The 17,053-nt window shown below is 72.5% G+C and carries 12 protein-coding genes and 1 riboswitch; of the genes, 8 read left to right on the top strand and 4 right to left on the bottom strand.

The window, feature by feature from the left end:
- Window positions 1-422: 422 nt before the first annotated feature.
- A complete protein-coding gene (locus AB0M54_RS35210; protein ID WP_364330073.1) occupies window positions 423-881 on the top strand; it encodes a hypothetical protein in 459 nt (152 codons plus the stop codon).
- Here AB0M54_RS35210 and AB0M54_RS35205 read toward each other — a convergent pair.
- Window positions 844-3,831: a BTAD domain-containing putative transcriptional regulator gene (locus AB0M54_RS35205; protein ID WP_364330070.1), complete on the bottom strand. Its 2,988-nt coding sequence runs from the start codon at window positions 3,829-3,831 to the stop codon at window positions 844-846. The two genes, AB0M54_RS35210 and AB0M54_RS35205, sit on opposite strands and share 38 nt — an antisense overlap.
- 228 nt (window positions 3,832-4,059) lie before the next feature.
- On the opposite strand from AB0M54_RS35205, the gene AB0M54_RS35200 reads away from it, so the two are divergent.
- The 4 genes from AB0M54_RS35200 (at window position 4,060) to AB0M54_RS35185 (ending at window position 11,364) form a co-directional block, all read left to right on the top strand.
- Complete coding sequence (locus tag AB0M54_RS35200; protein ID WP_364476125.1) at window positions 4,060-7,455, top strand: TIR domain-containing protein; 3,396 nt, start codon at window positions 4,060-4,062, stop codon at window positions 7,453-7,455.
- A gap of 170 nt (window positions 7,456-7,625) precedes the next feature.
- Window positions 7,626-9,881 carry an MMPL family transporter gene (locus AB0M54_RS35195; protein ID WP_364476123.1) on the top strand — a complete coding sequence of 752 codons (2,256 nt, stop codon included), beginning with the start codon at window positions 7,626-7,628 and terminating at the stop codon, window positions 9,879-9,881.
- Window positions 9,882-9,886: 5 nt separating this feature from the next.
- Window positions 9,887-10,576 (top strand): response regulator transcription factor, encoded by a 690-nt coding sequence (locus AB0M54_RS35190; protein WP_364330061.1) that lies wholly within the window; start codon window positions 9,887-9,889, stop codon window positions 10,574-10,576.
- A complete protein-coding gene (locus AB0M54_RS35185) occupies window positions 10,573-11,364 on the top strand; it encodes an ATP-binding protein (RefSeq protein ID WP_364476121.1) in 792 nt (263 codons plus the stop codon). The genes AB0M54_RS35190 and AB0M54_RS35185 overlap by 4 nt, the downstream gene beginning before the upstream one ends.
- A gap of 105 nt (window positions 11,365-11,469) precedes the next feature.
- Here AB0M54_RS35185 and AB0M54_RS35180 read toward each other — a convergent pair whose 3' ends face one another.
- Together AB0M54_RS35180 and AB0M54_RS35175 are read right to left on the bottom strand one after the other, a co-directional pair.
- Complete coding sequence (locus tag AB0M54_RS35180) at window positions 11,470-11,910, bottom strand: prepilin-type N-terminal cleavage/methylation domain-containing protein (protein WP_364330055.1); 441 nt, start codon at window positions 11,908-11,910, stop codon at window positions 11,470-11,472.
- A gap of 87 nt (window positions 11,911-11,997) precedes the next feature.
- The gene (locus AB0M54_RS35175; RefSeq protein WP_364330052.1) at window positions 11,998-12,561 is read right to left on the bottom strand and encodes a TetR/AcrR family transcriptional regulator; all 564 of its coding nucleotides are present in this window, start codon (window positions 12,559-12,561) and stop codon (window positions 11,998-12,000) included.
- A 109-nt stretch (window positions 12,562-12,670) separates the two neighbouring features.
- Here AB0M54_RS35175 and AB0M54_RS35170 point away from each other — a divergent pair, with 109 nt between their 5' ends.
- A complete protein-coding gene (locus tag AB0M54_RS35170; protein ID WP_364330049.1) occupies window positions 12,671-13,504 on the top strand; it encodes an alpha/beta hydrolase in 834 nt (277 codons plus the stop codon).
- An 89-nt stretch (window positions 13,505-13,593) separates the two neighbouring features.
- Window positions 13,594-14,442, top strand: a complete 849-nt coding sequence (locus AB0M54_RS35165) for a helix-turn-helix domain-containing protein (RefSeq protein ID WP_364476119.1) — start codon at window positions 13,594-13,596, stop codon at window positions 14,440-14,442.
- Here the strand turns inward: AB0M54_RS35165 and AB0M54_RS35160 are convergent.
- Window positions 14,439-15,278: an SDR family oxidoreductase gene (locus AB0M54_RS35160; protein WP_364476117.1), complete on the bottom strand. Its 840-nt coding sequence runs from the start codon at window positions 15,276-15,278 to the stop codon at window positions 14,439-14,441. The two genes, AB0M54_RS35165 and AB0M54_RS35160, sit on opposite strands and share 4 nt — an antisense overlap.
- Window positions 15,279-15,434: 156 nt before the next feature.
- Window positions 15,435-15,524, top strand: a riboswitch (glycine riboswitch).
- A 145-nt stretch (window positions 15,525-15,669) separates the two neighbouring features.
- Between AB0M54_RS35160 and AB0M54_RS35155 the strand changes: the two genes are divergently transcribed.
- Window positions 15,670-17,025: an L-serine ammonia-lyase gene (locus AB0M54_RS35155; protein WP_364476115.1), complete on the top strand. Its 1,356-nt coding sequence runs from the start codon at window positions 15,670-15,672 to the stop codon at window positions 17,023-17,025.
- Window positions 17,026-17,053 lie beyond the last annotated feature (28 nt).

Genomic DNA, 17,053 nt, shown 5'->3' with positions numbered 1-17,053 from the left:
GCTCGGGATGACCATGATGCTGAGACCGCCGCGGATCCGGGTCCACGGCTTGGTCAGGCCGGTGGTGGCGGGAGCGGAGGCGGCGTAGGTGGCGCCGCCGTAGTCGCCGCCCCGGGCCGTGTTGATGCCGCCGAGGCCAGCGCGGATAAAGCTTGACCAGCGCGTTGGCCACGGCGTCCTCCGCCGCGTGCCAGTCCCCGCAGGTGATGTAGGCCAGCTTTCGCAGCGACGTCATCTGGGACGTCACGAACTCGCGGAACGCATCCTCGTCCTCGGCCTTCAAACGGCTCCCCCCTCCTGACGGAGGTGTAACGGTCGCACCGGCCCGCAGGGTTGCACGGGCAAGCCAGAAAGGTGTGCCCCACCGGAAAGGGCCGGAGCCCGTATCGTCAAGGACTCCACATCAGGTACGGGGGCCACAGGTGCGATTCGGTGTCACCGGTCATCGGGTTCTGCCGCCGCGGATCGCCGAGTTCGCGGCCGACCGCTGGCGCCGCGAGCTGCCCACCGGCAGCCGGCTGCACGGTGTCTCCAACCTCGCCGACGGCGCCGACCAGCTGTTCGCCGAACACGTGCTGTCGGCCGCCGGCACGCTGCATGTGGTGCTGCCTTGCGAGGGCTATTCCGACGGCAGCCGGGCGCGGTTCGAGCAGCTGCGCCGGTCGGCCGGCTCGGTGGTCACGATGCCCTACGCCGAGCCGTCCGAGCAGGCCTACCTGGCCGCCGGCCAGGCCATGGTCGATGCCTGCGACCATCTCTTCGCGGTCTGGGACGGCTGCCCGGCCCGCGGCGTGGGCGGCACGGCCGATGTCGTCGCGTACGCCCGCCGCCGCGGCCGCCCGGTCACCGTCCTGTGGCTGGACGGGGTGCGGCGAGACTGACCACCGGCAGCCCCGGCGCGGGCGGCACCGCGAGCTCGGCGAAGATGCGCGCGGCCCGGTCGGCGGCGCCCGTGCCCTGGTGGGCGCGCGCCTGCTCGTACCGGTCGCCGCTCTCCTCGGCCAGGGCCAGCGCCTCGTCGTGCCGGTCACGGGAACCGGCCGTGTCGCCGGTGGCCCGCAGCACCTGGCCGAGGTCGTTGAGCGCCTCGGCCTCGCTGGCCCGGTCGCCGATCCGCCGGTGCAGCACCACGGCCTCCCGCAGGTGACCGGCGGCGTCGGCGAGCCGGCCGGTCAGCACCAGGATCGCGGCCAGGTCGGTGCGGACGTACGCCTCGGCGGTGCGGTCACCGGCCCGCCGGAACGCGGCCAGGCTCTGCTCGAGCCGTTCGGCGATCGGCTCCAGCGGGTCCTTGTGGTCGGGCAGCCGGGCCAGCAGCGAGAGCACGTACGTCTCGCTGAATCCGTCGCCGAGCCGCTCGTAGATCTCACACGCCCGCCGCAGGCGCTCGGCCGCGCTCTCGTGGTCGCCGAGCCGGTCGTCGACCAGACCGAGCCGCACCAGCGCGTCCGCCTCGCCGGCCTCGTCGTCGACCCGGCTGTACAGGTCGCGGGCCTGCTGGTAGCGGTCGGCGGCCTGCCGGTAGTCGCCCAGCCGCCAATGCACGCTGCCCAGGTTGCGCAGCGCGACCGCCTGGGCGGCGTGCTCGCCGAGGTCGGCGTACAGGGTCAGGGCCTGCCGGTAGGTCTCGGCGGCCCGATCCAGGTGGCCCTGCCGGCGGTGCAGCCGGCCCAGGTTGGACAACGCGCGAGCCTGGGCCAGCCGGTCGCCGGCGGAGCGGGCGGCGCTGACCGCGGACGCCGTGACGGTCACCGCCTCGGCCACCGGGCCGCCGGCGTCGAGGTAGCGGAACAGCGTCCCGGCCAGCGCGACGGTGTGCCGGTGCCAGCCGTGGGCCGCCCCGTACACGCAGATCGCGGCCAGGTTGGGTCGTTCCGCCTCGATCCAGCGGCGGGCCGCGTCGGTGTCGCCCGCGGCCGAGCCGTCGTCTGGGTGGAGCGCGCTCATCGCCGCCTCGGAACCCGCCAGGTAGTGGTCGAACAGGCGGGCCACGGCCGCTTCGCGTTCCGGCGCCGGGTCGTGGGTCTCGGCCAGTTCCGACGCGTACGCCCGGAGCAGGTCGTGCATGGCATAGCGGCTGCCCGCTCCGGCCTGCACCAGGCTGGCCCGGACCAGCACACCGAGCAGCCGCCGCGCCTCGCCCACGGTCGTCCCGGCCAGCGCCGCGACCGCGTCGATGTGCGCCCCGGCGCCCGGGTGCAGGCCGAGCAGCCGGAACATCCGCGCCGCGCCGCCCGGCAGGTTCTGGTACGACCAGGAGAAGACCGCCCGCACCTCGGCCCGCGGGTCGCCCGCGTCCAACATGTCCAGCCGGTCCTGGTGGTCGCCCAGCTCGGCGACCAGGTCGGCGAGCGGGACGTCGGCGCGGTCGGCGGCCAGCTCGGCGGCGATCCGCAAGGCCAGCGGCAACCGGGAGCACGCGGCGGCCAGGTCGTTCGCCGCGGCCTGCTCCTCATCCACCCGCGCGCCGATCAGGCGGCGCAGCAGGCCGAGGGCGTCCGGCGGCGGCAGCAGGTCGAGGTTGACCCGCTCGGCGCCGTGCACCGCCACCAGGCCGGGCAGCGAGTCACGGCTGGTGATCAGCACCAGGCACGACCCGGTGCCGGGCAGCAGCGGCCGCACCTGCTCCACCGACGACGCGTTGTCGAGCAGCACGAGCATCCGCCGGCCGGTCAGCTCGGACCGGTAGCGGCCGGCCCGCTCCTCGACGCCCGGCGGGATCTCGGGCCCGTGCACACCCAGCGCGCTCAGGAACCCGGCCAGCGCGTCGGTCGCGGCCAGGGGCTGCTCGGCGTCGTAGCCGCGGAGGTTCACGTAGAGCTGCCCGTCCGGGAACGCCTCGCGGACCCGGTGGGCCCAGCGGACGGCCAGCGCGGACTTGCCGACGCCGGGGGTGCCGGCGAGGAGCGCCACGGCCAGCGGTGGCTCGTCGCCGCCGGCGGGCGCGAGCAGGCGGTCGAGGGCGGCCAGTTCGCCGGTACGCCCGGTGAAGGCGCGGACGTCGGCCGGCAGTTGCGCCGGGACCGACGAGGCGGCGGCCGGTGGCGCCGCCGGGGGCCGCACGTCGCTCGCCGCCAGGATCAGCGTGGGGTCGGCGGCGATGATCCGCTCATGGAGTTTGCGCAGGCCCGAGCCGGGGTCGCTGCCGAGCTCGTCGGCCAGCCGGCGGCGGATCCGCCGGAACCGCGCGTCGGCGTCGGCCTGCCGGCCGGACCGGTAGAGGGCGAGCATGGTCTGCTCGGCCAGCCGCTCGTCGAGCGGGTGTTCGGCGTCCGCGGCGTCGAGCACCGGCAGCAGCTCACCGTGCCGGCCGAGCCGCAGGAGCACGTCGTTGCGGTCCAGTTCGGCGGCGAACCGCTCGCCCAGCAGCATCCGCCGGGTCGCGTCCGACCACGGGGTGTCCAGGCCGGCCAGCGGCTCGCCCCGCCACAGGCCGGTGGCCTGGGTGAGCAGGTCGGCGCCGGTGTGGTCGGACTCGGCCGACCGGGCCAGCGTGACCAGCCGGCGGAACCGGTGCAGGTCGACGGTCTGCGGGTCGGCGGTCAGCACGTACCCGCCCGGGCGGCGCTGGATCTCGACGTCGGCCGCCTCGGCGAGGGCGCCGCGGAGCCGCGACAGGTAGCTGTAGAGCGTGCCGGCGACCCGCTGCGGGGTGTCCTCACCCCAGACCCGGTCGATCAGCTGGTCGACCGGGACCGGGCGACCGGCCTCGATCAGCAGGACGCCCAGCACGTACCGCTGCCGGGCGTGCCCCAGATCGACGGATCGGCCGTCGATCCTTGCCTCCACCGCGCCGAGCACCCCGAAATCCGCCGCCAACCCCCGCTGCACATCCTTTCGTCCTCAGCGTCCACCAGGGGATTCAAGATTTCCCCAAGGCCGGACACGAGTCTCCCACGCTTCGTCCAAGGTCCGCGCCCGACTATTGACCGTGTTGCAAGCAGCCAGGTCGGCCATCCCGGTTAGGTACGGGGGAATCGGGCGGGAAGGCCTGGCTGCCTCGCAAGTCGGCCGTCCCGGTTTCATACGGGGGAATCGGGCGGGCCGAATTTGCCGGGCGTGGATGGCGACGTGCACAATCGACCACCGCCGATACTGTTCTCAGTCGCGGGGGCTGGTGTGTCGTTCAACGGGTTCATTTCGTACAGTCATGCGGCCGATGGGCGACTTGCCCCGGCCGTTCAGCGGGGTCTCCATCGGCTGGCCAAGCCGTGGCACCGTCGCCGGGCACTGTGGATCTTCCGGGACCAGACCGGGCTCTCGGTGACCCCCGCGCTGTGGACCTCCATCCAGACGGCGCTCGACAAATCCGAATACTTCGTGCTGATGGCCTCCCCGGAGGCGGCGCAGTCACCCTGGGTGAACCGCGAGATCGAGCACTGGGTCGCCAACAAGCCGCTGGACCACATCCTGCCCGTGGTGACCGACGGCGACTGGCGATGGGATCCGGCGGCCAAGGACTTCGACGCGGATTCCACCTCAGTGCCGCCGGCCCTGCGCGGGGTGTTCGCCGAGGAGCCGCTCTACCTCGACCTGCGGTGGGCCCGCGACGACCAGCACCTGAGCCTGCGGCACTCCCGCTTCCGCGACGCGATCGCCCAGCTCGCCGCCCCGATGCACGGCGTCAGCAAGGACGATCTCGAGGGCGAGGACGTCCGCCAGCACCGCCGCGCGGGCCGGCTGCGCCTGTCCGCGGTGGCGATGTTGCTGCTGCTGACCGTGCTGGCCTCGGTGACCGGGATGTCGGCGGTGCAGAACGCCGCCCAGGCGAACGCGTCCGCCGTCGAGGCCCGGCGGCAGGAGAAGGAGGCGACGGCGCAGCGGGGCAACGCGGCGCGGTTCGCCGACGAGGCCACCCGGCAGGAAGATCTGGCGCGCGACGGTGAGGCGCGGGCACGCGGCGCGGCGGCCGAGGCCCAGAAGCAGGAGGAGGCGGCGAAGGCGCAGAAGGCGCTCGCCGACAAGGCCTCCGGCGACGTCAAGGTGCAGCTGGCGAAGGCCGACGCGGCGGCGGCGCGGGCCAAGCGGCAGCAGCAGCTGGCCGCGCGGCAGAGCGCGCTGGCCCGTGAGTCGGCGAAGGAGATGCGCCGCCAGCAGGACCGGGCCAAGGAGCAGGAACAGCTGGCCAAGGAGCAGCAGAAGCTGGCCGGCGAGGCGGGCGACGAGGCCGCCAGGCAGAAGCAGATCGCCGCGGACCAGGAGAAGCTGGCCCTCGAGGCCGGCGCCCAGGCCCGCGCGCAGGAGAAGATCGCCCGCCAGCAGGAGCAGAAGGCGAAGGAGGCCGGTGACGAGGCGGCCCGCCAGCAGAAGATCGCGATCAGCCGCCGCCTGGTCAACGAGGCCAAGGCCACCGTCAACGACGACTCGCGGCTGGCGTTCAAGCTGGGCGTCGCGGCACAGAAGATCAACCCGGCCGACGACATCAAGCGGGACCTGGCCGGGCTGGTGACCTCCACCCGGCACCTCGGTTCGATCGAGGACGTGTTCAGCGCCGTGCCCGGCCCGAACGGCCTGCTCGCGACCTCCCAGCCCGAGACCGGTGTCGTCACCCTGTGGAACGCGGCCGAGCCGGCCCGGCGGGTCAAGCTGTCGACGATCGACGCGGGCCGGGATCAATTCGCCGAGCTGGCGTTCAGCCCGAACGGGAAGACGCTGGCCGTCATCTTCAGCGGGGGCGCCGAGCTGTGGAACATCGGTGATCCGGCGCATCCAAGGCGGATCTCGGTGTTCGCCGGCGGGTTCCGCAACAACGCCGCCGTCGCGTTCAGCCCGGACGGGCTCACCCTGGCCATCGGCGACCGCAGCCAGCCCAGCCAGCCCGGTGAGGAATGGGGCTACGCGACCCTGTACGACCTGGCCGACCTGTCCCAGCCGGCCGTCCTCTCGGTGCTGCGCCAGGGCATCGGCAGCGAGCCGACGAGCGACATCTCGTTCAACCGCGACGGCCAGACCCTCGCCGTCGCGATGGGTACGGCCAACATCTGGGACGTCTCCGACCGGGCTCACCCGGCGCTGCGGAGCCGCATCCCGTTGAACCACCTCTCGTACGGCATGGCCTACAGCCCCACCCAGGAGCTGCTCGCCGTCGGTGACTACTACGGCACGGTCAACGTCTGGGACATGCGAGACATCTCGAAGCCGACGGTGTTCTACACCTTCACCAGCAGCAGCAAGGGCAACCTGACGCTCGCGTTCAGTCCGGACGGCAAGCGTCTGGCCGCCGGGTTCGCCGATGCCACGGCCATCGTCTGGGACGCGACCGACGGCGACAAGCGTGAGATCGCCCGGATCCAGGGCCGCGTCCAGATCGGGTCGGTCCTGTTCAGCCGAGACCTGAAAACGCTGGTGACCGTGGAGGGTGCGGAGACGGCGGTGCTCTGGGGCCTGGAAGATTTCGCAGGCCCGCAGCGGGGCGGCAGCGTACGGGGTCACAGCGGTGTGGTCGCGCTGCAGTACGCGCGGGACGGAAAGACGGTCGTGACCGCCGGCAACGAGGGCACCGCCGTGTTCTGGAAGGTGTCCGGCAGCGACGAGCCGGTGCACCAGAACACTCTCTGGCTGCATGCCGCCCGTCCGATCACCCGGGCGAGCTTCAGCGTCGATCTCCGCACCGTCGTCGCCGGCGACCAGGAACACATCATGCTGCAGGACCTGACCGATCCGGCCAAGCCGGCGCCGTTCGCCTCGATGAAGCTGCCCGAGTTCATGCACGAGGTGCTGCTCAGTCCCGACGGCCGGTACATGCTGATGGCGGCCACGAAGAAGTTCCTGCTGTGGGACATCAGCAACCACAACAACCTGCGCCAGATCGCCTCCGTCGACGTCCCGGGTCAGGTGTCGCCGGCCGCCGCCTTCAGCGCCGACGGGAAGAAGGTGGCGATCAGCGCGGGCAAGAAGGTCAACGTCTGGGACATCACCAAGCCGTCGGCGCCCAAGCTGCTCGGCACCACGACGGCCGGGCACGCCGGCGCGGTGACGGCGGTGTCGTTCAGCCCCGACGGGCAGATCCTGGCCTCCGGCAGCCAGGACCGGTCGGTGGTCCTGACCGACATCTCCAACCCGGCCGAGCCGGAGCTGTTGTCGACCATGACCGGCCACGCCGGGGCGGTCGGCAAGGTCGTCTTCAGTGCTGACGCCAAGAGCCTGCTCGTCGCCGACTGGGACCGATGGTCGACGGTGTGGGACATCGCCCAGTCGGTCCGGCCGGTCCGGCTCTCCCGGACCGAGAGCGTGCACAACTACGACGAAGGGGCCATCGCCTTCAGCCCCGACGGGCAGACTCTCGCCATCGGCACCAACGAGCCCTTCGGCGTGGTCGGCATGTGGGACCTGGCCCCGATGAACCGTCTCCGCGCCGACCCGGCCGCGTTCAGCTGCGCCATCACCGGAGCCGGCCTCAGCAAGGCCGAGTGGGCCCGTCTCGTCCCCGAGCTGGACTACCGGAAGACCTGCTGATCAGCTCACGGCGGCCTGCGTGAGGCGCCCGTAGGGATCTTCTCGCCGGCCGCGATCGCGGTCGGCAGGCGGTTCTCGGCCGGCGGGCGCGGGCCGGTAGCGTCAGAGAGTCAGCGAACCGTCAGGTCCGGGCACCACGGACCGTCAGGTGCGGACGTTGCGATGGGCGCATGACCACTCTGCTGACCCGGCTCGGCGCCTGGACCTGCCGGCGCCGCCGAACCGTCCTGCTGATCTGGCTGGCCGTCACCGTCGCGGCCGGGGCGCTCGCCGCCACCGCCGGTGGCCCCTACCAGGACGACTTCTCGATTCCCGGCTCGCGCGCCCAGCGGACCCTGGACACCGTCGCCGAGCGGTTCCCGGCCGCGTCCGGCGCTTCGGTCCGGGTCGTTCTCGTGGCCCCGGCCGGCCGCCGGCTCACCGTCGAGCCGTCCCTGGCCGAGGCGCGGCACGCGCCGCTGGTGGCCGCGGTGGCCGCGCCGATCGTCTCGGCGGACGGCCGGACCGCCCTGGTGAACGTGCAGTACCGGGTGAAGAGCGCCCAGCTGGAGCGCCCCGCCCTCGACGCGCTGGAGGACGCCTTCCAACCGGCCCGCGACGCCGGCCTGCGGGTCGAGTTCGGCGGCTCCGCGTACGGCGAGGGCGAGTCCGGCGGCGCGACCGAGGCCGCCGGCCTGCTGATCGCGCTGCTCGTCCTGGTCATCACCTTCGGCTCGCTCGTGGCGGCCGGGCTGCCGCTGCTCACCGCGCTGCTCGGGGTGGGCGTGACCCTGGCCGGCCTGACCGCGGTCGCGGGCACGCTGGCCCTGCCGACAACCGCGGCGCCGATGGCCCTCATGCTCGGCCTGGCCGTCGGCATCGACTACGCGCTGTTCATCGTCGCGCGGCACCGGTCACAGCTCGCCTCGGGCCTGCCGGTGGCCGAGTCGGTGGCCCGGGCGATCGGCACGGCCGGTGCCGCCGTGGTCTTCGCCGGGCTCACCGTGGTCATCGCCCTGACCGGCCTGACCGTGGTCGGGATCCCGTTCCTGAGCGCGATGGGCCTGGCCGCGGCGGCCGCCGTGATCGTCGCGGTGCTGGTGGCGGTCACCCTGATCCCGGCGCTGCTGGGCCTCCTGGGGGAGCGGCTGCGCCCGGGACGCGGCACACTCCCGGCCCGGCGCCTGGGACGCGGCACGCGCCTGGCCCGCCGCCTGGGACGCGGCACGCTCCCGGCCCAGCGTCTGGGACGCGGCTCGCGCCCGGCCCGGCGCCCGATGGGCGCGTGGTGGGTGCGGCTGGTCACCCGCCGCCCACTGGTCACAACCCTCATCGTGGTCGCGCTGCTCGGCGTGATGGCCGTGCCCGCCGCCGACCTGCGGCTGGCCCTCACCGACAACGGTTCCGCGCCGGTAACCAGCACCCAGCGGCAGGCCTACGACCTGACGGCGGCCGCCTTCGGACCGGGCTTCAACGGCCCACTGCTGGTCCTCGCCGACCTGACCCGGGAGGGTGCTGCCGGCCCGGCCCGGGAGGGTGCTGCCGGCCCGGCCCGGGAGGGTGCTGCCGGCCCGGCCCGGAAGGGGGACGCCGACGCCGGCCCGGCTCGCGAGGGCGACGCCGGCCAGGGTCGCGAGGGCGATGCCGCGCCGGTCGGGCGCAGTGACCAGGCAGCGAAGCTCGCCGAGCGACTCGGCGCGGTGGACGGGGTGGCGGCCGTCGGGCGCCCTCAGCTTTCCACCGACGGCCGTTACGCCCTGGTGTCGGTGATCCCGGCGACCGGGCCGCAGGACGTACTTACCAACCAGTTGGTAGGAAAGCTGGAGGCGGCGGGCTGGGGTTCGGTGGGGGTCACCGGGGCCACCGCGATCGGCATCGACATCTCCGCACTTCTGCGCGCTGCCCTCGTACCCTTCGCCTTGATCGTTGTCGGTCTGGCCTTCCTGCTGCTGGCCGTGGCGTTCCGGTCGCTGGTGGTGCCGCTCAAGGCCACGCTGGGCTTCCTGCTGTCGGTCGGCGCGACGCTGGGCGCGGTGGTCGCGGTGTTCCAGTGGGGCTGGCTGGCCGAGCTGATCGGGGTCCCGCGCACCGGCCCGGTGATCAGCTTCATGCCGATCATCCTGATGGCGGTGCTGTTCGGCCTGGCCATGGACTACGAGGTGTTCCTGGTCAGCGGCATGCGTGAGGAGTACGTCCGGAGCGGCGATCCGCGGCGTGCGGTCACCAGCGGGTTCCAGGCTTCGGCGCGGGTGGTCGCGGCGGCCGCCCTGATCATGGTCGCGGTCTTCGCGAGCTTCCTGCCGGGCGGCGACGCCACGCTGAAACCGATCGCGTTCGCGCTCGCCGTGGGCGTGCTCCTGGACGCGTTCCTGATCCGGATGACGCTCGTGCCGGCGGTCCTGACCATGGCCGGACATCGAGCGTGGTGGCTCCCGGTGATGAAATAACCATCATGGACAGCATCCTGGTGGTGGACGACGACCCGGGTCTGCGGGAGCTGCTGGTGTCGGCGCTGCGGTTCGCGGGGTTCGAGGTGGCGGCGGTCGGCGACGTCCCGGCCGCCCTGGCCGTGATCGCGGCCGGTGAGCCCGACGCGATCGTGCTGGATGTGATGCTGCCGGGCACCGACGGCTTCGACCTGGTGCATCTGCTTCGTGATCAGGGCGTACACGTGCCGGTGATGTTCCTGTCGGCCCGCGACGAGCTGGACGACCGGGTGCGCGGGTTGCGCCTGGGCGGGGACGACTACCTGACCAAGCCGTTCGACGTGGTGGAGGTGGCCGCGCGGCTGGAGGCGCTGCTGCGGCGGGCCCGGCGTGTGCCGCCGGCGCAGCCCGAGGGCGTGCTGCGCTGCGGTGACCTCGAGCTGGACGAGGCCCGGCATCTGGTGACCCGGGGCGGGCGCCCGATCGAGCTCTCGCCGACCGAGTTCCGGCTGTTGCGCTACCTGCTGGCCAACGCCGGGCGGGTGGTGTCCAAGGCGCAGATCCTGGACCACGTCTGGCAGTACGACTTCGGCGGCGACACCGGTGTGGTCGAGCGGTTCGTCTCCAACCTGCGCCGCAAGACCGACCTCGGCGGGCCGTCGCTGATCTGCACCGTGCGGGGCTTCGGCTACAGCCTGCGGGCGGTGGCGCGATGAAGAACCCGGCGGAAAGGATGAAGTGGTGGCGGCGGGCGCTGATCGTGGGCCCGGAGGTGGCGGCCGCGACGGCGGTCAAGGAGGCCTTCGACGGGCAGCGGCGGGCCCAGGACCGGCTCCGCAGCTTCGTCGCCGACGCCAGTCATGAGCTGCGTACGCCGCTGGCCACCATGCACGGCTGGATCGATCTCTACGTCCAGGGCGGCCTGCGCGAACCCGGCGAGCTCGACCACGCGATGGAACGGATGCAGGCCGAGGTGGGCCGGATGCGGCTCCTCGTCGACGAGCTGGCGCTGCTGGCCCACCTCGACTCGGACCGGCCGCTGGACCGCCGGCCGGTCGACGTGGTGGCGCTGGCCGGCGAGGTGGTCGAGGACGCCCGGGTGGTCAGCCCCGACCGCGCCATCACCCGGCTCGGCGTGGCCGAGGCGGTCGTCGACGGTGACGGGCCGCGGATTCAGCAGGTGCTGCGCAACCTGGTCGGCAACGCGGTGCAGCACACCGCGCCCGGCACGCCGGTCACGGTCACGATCGACCGGCCGGGGCGCGAGGTGGCGATCGCGGTACGCGACGAGGGCGACGGGATCGCGCCGGAGCACCTGGCGCATGTGTTCGAGCGCTTCTACCGGGCCGATCCCAGCCGCAGCCGCGGCGGGGGCGCCTCGTCGGGCCTGGGCCTGGCCATTGTGGAGGCGATCGTGATCGCGCATGGCGGCACCGTCGGGGTGATCTCGGCGCCGGGGGAGGGCACCACCGTGCGGATCTTGCTGCCTTGTCGTACAAATTGACCATTGTGGATTTTTGTCCGGTCTCCTGACCGTCGTCACCTTCGGCCCCGCCTCTCGCCAGGCCGGCGAGAGGCGGGGGTACGGGTCAGCTGCAGACCATCGGGGTCAGCTGCAGGTGGCCAGGGTCAGCGCGCCGGCGGCCGAGCTGACCGAGCCGCCGTTGGCGCTGTTGTAGAGGTACCACTTGCCGCTGCCGCCGGTGTTGTTGGCGCACAACAGGTAGCTGGTGCCGTTGTTCTTGTACCCGAGCTGGGTCTTGTCCGACAGGGCGATGGTCTGCGCGGGGCCGGTCCCGCCGATCTGCAGGGTTACGCTGCCGGTGCCGGTGATGCTGTCCGGATAGGTGTTGTTGTTGCTGGTGTAGAACTGCTCCACCGCGCTGACCCCGCCGCGGACGTCGGACTGCGCCGACTTGTCCGCCGCGCCCTGGCGGTAGTTGAGATAAACCGGCACCGCGATCGCGACGAGCACGCCGATGATCACCACGACGACCAGGAGCTCGATGAGGGTGAAGCCCTCGTCGCCGGGTTTGATGCTGCGCTTCATTAGCAATCCTCCGTGTGGGTCGGCAGCCCGGGGGTTTGGCTGCCGTGCTGCCCTCGATCGGCGGCCCGGCGGAGAACTTGAGGAAGGTCAGAGCGCGGCGTCGATCAGCGTCGCGGCGGCCGCGCGGGCGTGCCCGGCGGCGTCACTGGTGCCGGCGATGGCGGCGGTGGTCTGTGCGCCCTCGGCGAGGATGGCCAGCTGCGGCGCGAGCGCCGGTGGGCCGCCGGCCTCGGTGATCAGCTCGGCCAGGCGGGCCTGGAACTGCGCCTTGTGCTCGCGGACGATCCCGGCGATACCGGGCGCGGCGCCGCCCAGCTCGCCGAAGGTGTTGATGAAAACACAGCCGCGGAAGTCGTCCTCGTCGAACCAGCGGGACAGCATGTCGTAGACGGCGAGCAGCCGGTCACGAGGCGTCCCGCCGCTCGCCAGGGCCGCCTCGACGAGGTCGTCCCAGGCCTGGTGCCGGCGCCGCAGAACCTCTTCGACCAGGCCTTCCTTGGACGGGAAGAGCTGGTAGAGGCGCTTGAGGGAGACCCCGGCCTCGGTACGCAGCGCGTCCATCCCGACCGCCTGGACGCCCCGGCGGTAGAAGAGCCGGTCGGCCGCGGCCAGCACCTGCTCGCGAATCTCCTCGTCAGCCCCGACCGGCATGCGTGACCACCCTCACCTGGCGCTTCGCTTGGCACTGAGAACGTACGTTCTCTAGGCTACTCCTGTCGCCGGAGAACGATCGTTCTCCGCCAGATCGAAGGAGACGGCGATGCCGTACATCAAGGTCGGAACCGAGAACAGCACCAGCATCGACCTCTACTACGAGGACCACGGGCAGGGGCAGCCGGTCGTGCTCATCCACGGCTACCCGCTCGACGGCCACTCCTGGGAGAAGCAGAGCGCGGCGCTGCTGTCCGCCGGCTACCGCGTGATCACCTACGACCGCCGCGGCTTCGGCCGGTCCAGCCAGCCCACCGTCGGCTACGACTACGACACCTTCGCCGCCGACCTCAACACCGTGCTGGAGACCCTCGACCTGACGAACGTGGTGCTCGTCGGGTTCAGCATGGGCACCGGCGAGGTCGGCCGCTACCTGGGCCGCTACGGCTCCGGCCGGGTGGCCAAGGCCGCGTTCCTGGCCTCCTTGGAACCGTTCCTGCTCAAGACCGACGACAACCCGACCGGTGTGCCGCAGGAGGTCTTCGACGGCATCCAGGCCGCGGTCACCGCCGACCGGTACGCCTACTTCACCGAGTTCTACCAGGGCTTCTACAACACCGACGACACCCTGGGCAGCCGCCTGTCCGAGGAGGCCCTGCGCAACAGCTGGAACGTCGCCGCCGGCGCCTCCTGGTACGCGTCCAGCGCCGTCGTGCCCACCTGGCTGACCGACTTCCGCGGCGACCTCGCCGCCATCGACGTGCCGGCCCTGATCCTGCACGGCACCGCCGACAACATCCTGCCGATCGACGCCACCGCCCGCGAGTTCCACAAGCGGGTCCCGCAGGCCGACTACGTCGAGATCGAGGGCGCCCCGCACGGGCTGCTCTGGACCCACGCCGACGAGGTCAACGAGGCGCTGCTGGCCTTCCTGGCCAAGTAGTCAGCGGCGAGCATGCCGAGCCCCGCCCGCGATCAGCACGATGGACCCGGTCATCACGTCGTGCGCGGGCCGGCGTGGATCATTGCAGCATGCCGGTGGATCTGACCCGCACGCTCTTCGACAGCCGTGACGCCGGCTGGCGGTCGGTCGACCTGCGGCTTCTCTCGATCGCGGGGGAGGCCGACCGGGTCGAGCTGCCGGGCATCGGCGCGCAGCTGATCGACCTGCAGATCCAGGGCGCCCGGACGGTACGCAGCCGGCGCGGGCGAGGCTGGGCCGAGGGGCTGGTGCGGGCCGGGTCGCTGTCCACGACGGCGCCGCACGTCCCCAGCGACCTGCGGTGGACCTCGCCGACCGGCGACGAGCGGGTGACCCAGATCCGCCTGCTCATCCCGGCGCTGACGATGACCCGGGTCGCCGACGAGGTGGGTGCGACGCGCCCGGCCGACGCCCTGGCCTTCGACGACGACGTGCTCCGGTCGGTCCTGACCCGGCTGCATCGCGCGGCCCGCGCGGGGGTGAACGATCTGTACGCCGCGACGGCCGCCGAGTTCATCGCGGTGCACCTGCTGACCAACCACGGAACGGCGCCGGAACCGGCCGGGCCGCGCCGGGACGACGTACGCGTAGCCCGGGTTGTCGATCTTCTGCACGCACGCCTGGACACGCCGGTGTCGCTGGCCGAGCTCGCCGCCGCGGCCGGGCTCAGCCGGTTCCATCTGTTGCGCCTGTTCAAGCTGCACACCGGCGAGACGCCCGCGCAGTTCCATCTGCGGCTCCGGATCGAGCTGGCCCGGCGGCTGCTGCGCACCACCCGGGCCGGGGTCTCGGAGATCGGCCTGCGCTGCGGGTTCATCGATTCGTCCCACTTCGCGAGGACGTTCCGCCGGCACGTGGGCGCGTCGCCGTCGGACTACCGCGACCAGGCGCGGTCCTAGCCCTCGACGACGGAATCGGTGACGACGGAATAGGCGACGTCGCGCTGGGCGTCGTGCTCGGCCAGGCGGGCGACCAGCGAGGCGCGGATGTCCTCGTACGTGTCCGAGCCCAGCGGCAGGCGCAGCGGCGTGCGGCCGGAGTCGACCAGGTCGACCATCGCCGCGGCGATCTTGCCGGCGTCGTTGGGCAGCCGGAACTCGCCACTGGCCAGCGCGCGCCGGACGCCGCCGGCCGGCGTCCCGTCGTACTCCGGCATGATCTCCGCGGTGTCGAGCGCGGTGCCGAACCCGGTCGGCGTCGCGCCCGGCTCGACGATGGTCAGGCCGATGCCGAACGGGGCGATCTCGCGGGCCGCCGTCTCGCAGAACCCTTCGATGCCCCACTTCGAGGCGTGGTAGTAGCCGAAGTTCGGGTAGGTGGTCTGCCCGCCGGCCGTCGACACCTGCAGGATGCGGCCGTGGCCCTGCGCGCGCAGATGGGGCAGCGCGGCCCGGATGACGTGGATCGACCCGAGCAGGTTGGTGTCGATGACCCGGCGGATCTGCTCGTCGGAGGCCTCCTCGACCGCGGCGAAGACCCCGTACCCGGCGTTGTTGACCACCACGTCGATGGCGCCGAGCGCGGCGAACGCCTCGGCCACCACCCGATGGGCCTGCTCGGCGTCGGTGACGTCCAGCCGGGCCACCCAGAGCCGGTCGCCGTACTTCGCGCTGAGGTCGGCCAGCGCCTCGGGCCGGCGCAGGGTGGCCGCGACCCGGTCGCCCCGGTCGAGCAGCCGTTCGGTGAGCAGCCGGCCGAACCCGGAGGAGGTGCCGGTGATGAACCATGTCGTCATGGCCCGAAACTAGCGCCGGGCTGACCGCTCGTCCGGTCCAGGATTGCCATGTCGGGTGGCCGATGTTGCTGTCCGGCCATGTCCCGGCAACGCCGCAGCCCTGGTCGGGTCATGAAACACGGGCTAACCTCGACGGGATAACTGAAGATCCGCCGCGTACGTCGAGCGGGAGAGTCCCGAGGTCTTCGGGCGCCGTAGGAGCAACTTCTCCCCAGAATCTCTCAGGCACCGTACCGCTCGAACCAGGCGACTCTGGAAAGCCGGGACCCTCATGTCCCGCGCCGAAGGTGAAAGCCGCCACCCGGCGGTGAATCTCTCAGGCACCGATGACAGAGCGGGGAGGCTCAACCCAGCCCGGGGCGCGTGCTCCGGGAGAGAATGAGGCCTCCGCATGACCGTCAGCGCGTTCGACCTCTACTCGATCGGCATCGGCCCCTCCAGCTCCCACACGGTCGGCCCGATGCGCGCGGCCAAAATCTTCGCCTCCTCGCTGGGCGACGTGACCCGGGTGCGGGCCGAGCTGTTCGGCTCGCTCGCGGCGACCGGCCGCGGTCACGGCACGCCGGGGGCGGTCATGCTCGGCCTGGCCGGTGAGGATCCCGCGACCGTCGACGTCGACCGGGTCGAGGACCGCCTCCGGTCGATCCGCGAACATCGCAAGATCACGCTGCCGGGTGGCCGTACCGTCGTCTTCGAACCCGACCGCGACGTGGTCCTGCACCGCCGACGGTCGCTGCCGGCCCACCCCAACGGCATGACCTTCTCCGCGTACGACGAGCACGGCGCCGTGGTCGAGCAGCGCACCTTCTTCTCAGTGGGCGGCGGCTTCGTCACGGGCGCGCGGCCCGACGGCGGCATCGCGCTGGTCCCGGACACCACGGCCGTCGCGCAGCCGTTCACCACCGGCGCCGAACTCCTGCGCCGCTGCCGGGAGACCGGGCTGTCGATCTCCGACCTGATGCTGGTCAACGAGCAGGCCTGGCGTACGCCCGAGCAGATCCGCGCCGAGCTGCTGGACATCTGGCGGGTCATGGCCGAATGCGTCGACCGTGGCTGCCGGCGGAGCGGCGTCCTGCCCGGCGGCCTGAACGTCCCCCGCCGCGCGCCGGACCTGTTCGCCAAGCTCAGCGCCCGGCCGGACGACGCCGACCCGCTGCACGTGGTCGACTGGGTCAACCTGTTCGCGCTGGCGGTCAACGAGGAGAACGCCTCCGGCGGGCGGGTCGTCACCGCGCCCACCAACGGCGCCGCGGGCATCATCCCCGCGGTGCTGCACTATTACGTACGCTTCGTCCCCGGCGCCTCCGACGACGGGATCGTGCGCTTCCTGCTCACCGCGGCCGCCATCGGCATCCTGATCAAGGAGAAGGCGTCCATCTCCGGGGCCGAGGTCGGCTGCCAGGGCGAGGTCGGCTCGGCCTGCGCGATGGCCGCCGGCGCCCTGTGCGAGCTGCTCGGCGGCAGTCCCGAGCAGGTGGAGAACGCGGCCGAGGTGGGCATCGAGCACAACCTGGGCCTGACCTGCGACCCGATCGGCGGCCTGGTGCAGGTGCCGTGCATCGAGCGCAACGCGATCGCCTCGGTCAAGGCCATCAACGCCGCCCGGCTGGCCCTGCACGGCACCGGCGAGCACACGGTCAGCCTCGACAAGGTGATCAGGACCATGCGCCAGACCGGCCGCGACATGCACTCCAAGTACAAGGAGACCTCGCGCGGCGGCCTGGCCGTCAACATCGTGGAGTGCTGACCCGTCCGGGGTGTGTAGGTACGGCCGG

Origin of the sequence: Actinoplanes sp. NPDC051470, assembly GCF_040682035.1 — a bacterium.
Taxonomy (GTDB): Bacteria; Actinomycetota; Actinomycetes; order Mycobacteriales; family Micromonosporaceae; genus Actinoplanes.
This window is presented reverse-complemented; position numbering and strand designations above follow the sequence as displayed.

Bases quoted from the DNA above. Each gene is read 5' to 3' on its own strand.
- AB0M54_RS35190 (WP_364330061.1), top strand. From the start codon at position 9,887: ATGGACAGCATCCTGGTGGTGGACGACGACCCGGGTCTGCGGGAGCTG.
- AB0M54_RS35175 (WP_364330052.1), bottom strand. From the start codon at position 12,561: ATGCCGGTCGGGGCTGACGAGGAGATTCGCGAGCAGGTGCTGGCCGCG.
- AB0M54_RS35170 (WP_364330049.1), top strand. From the start codon at position 12,671: ATGCCGTACATCAAGGTCGGAACCGAGAACAGCACCAGCATCGACCTC.
- AB0M54_RS35180 (WP_364330055.1), bottom strand. From the start codon at position 11,910: ATGAAGCGCAGCATCAAACCCGGCGACGAGGGCTTCACCCTCATCGAG.
- AB0M54_RS35155 (WP_364476115.1), top strand. From the start codon at position 15,670: ATGACCGTCAGCGCGTTCGACCTCTACTCGATCGGCATCGGCCCCTCC.
- AB0M54_RS35165 (WP_364476119.1), top strand. From the start codon at position 13,594: ATGCCGGTGGATCTGACCCGCACGCTCTTCGACAGCCGTGACGCCGGC.
- AB0M54_RS35185 (WP_364476121.1), top strand. From the start codon at position 10,573: ATGAAGAACCCGGCGGAAAGGATGAAGTGGTGGCGGCGGGCGCTGATC.
- AB0M54_RS35195 (WP_364476123.1), top strand. From the start codon at position 7,626: ATGACCACTCTGCTGACCCGGCTCGGCGCCTGGACCTGCCGGCGCCGC.
- AB0M54_RS35160 (WP_364476117.1), bottom strand. From the start codon at position 15,278: ATGACGACATGGTTCATCACCGGCACCTCCTCCGGGTTCGGCCGGCTG.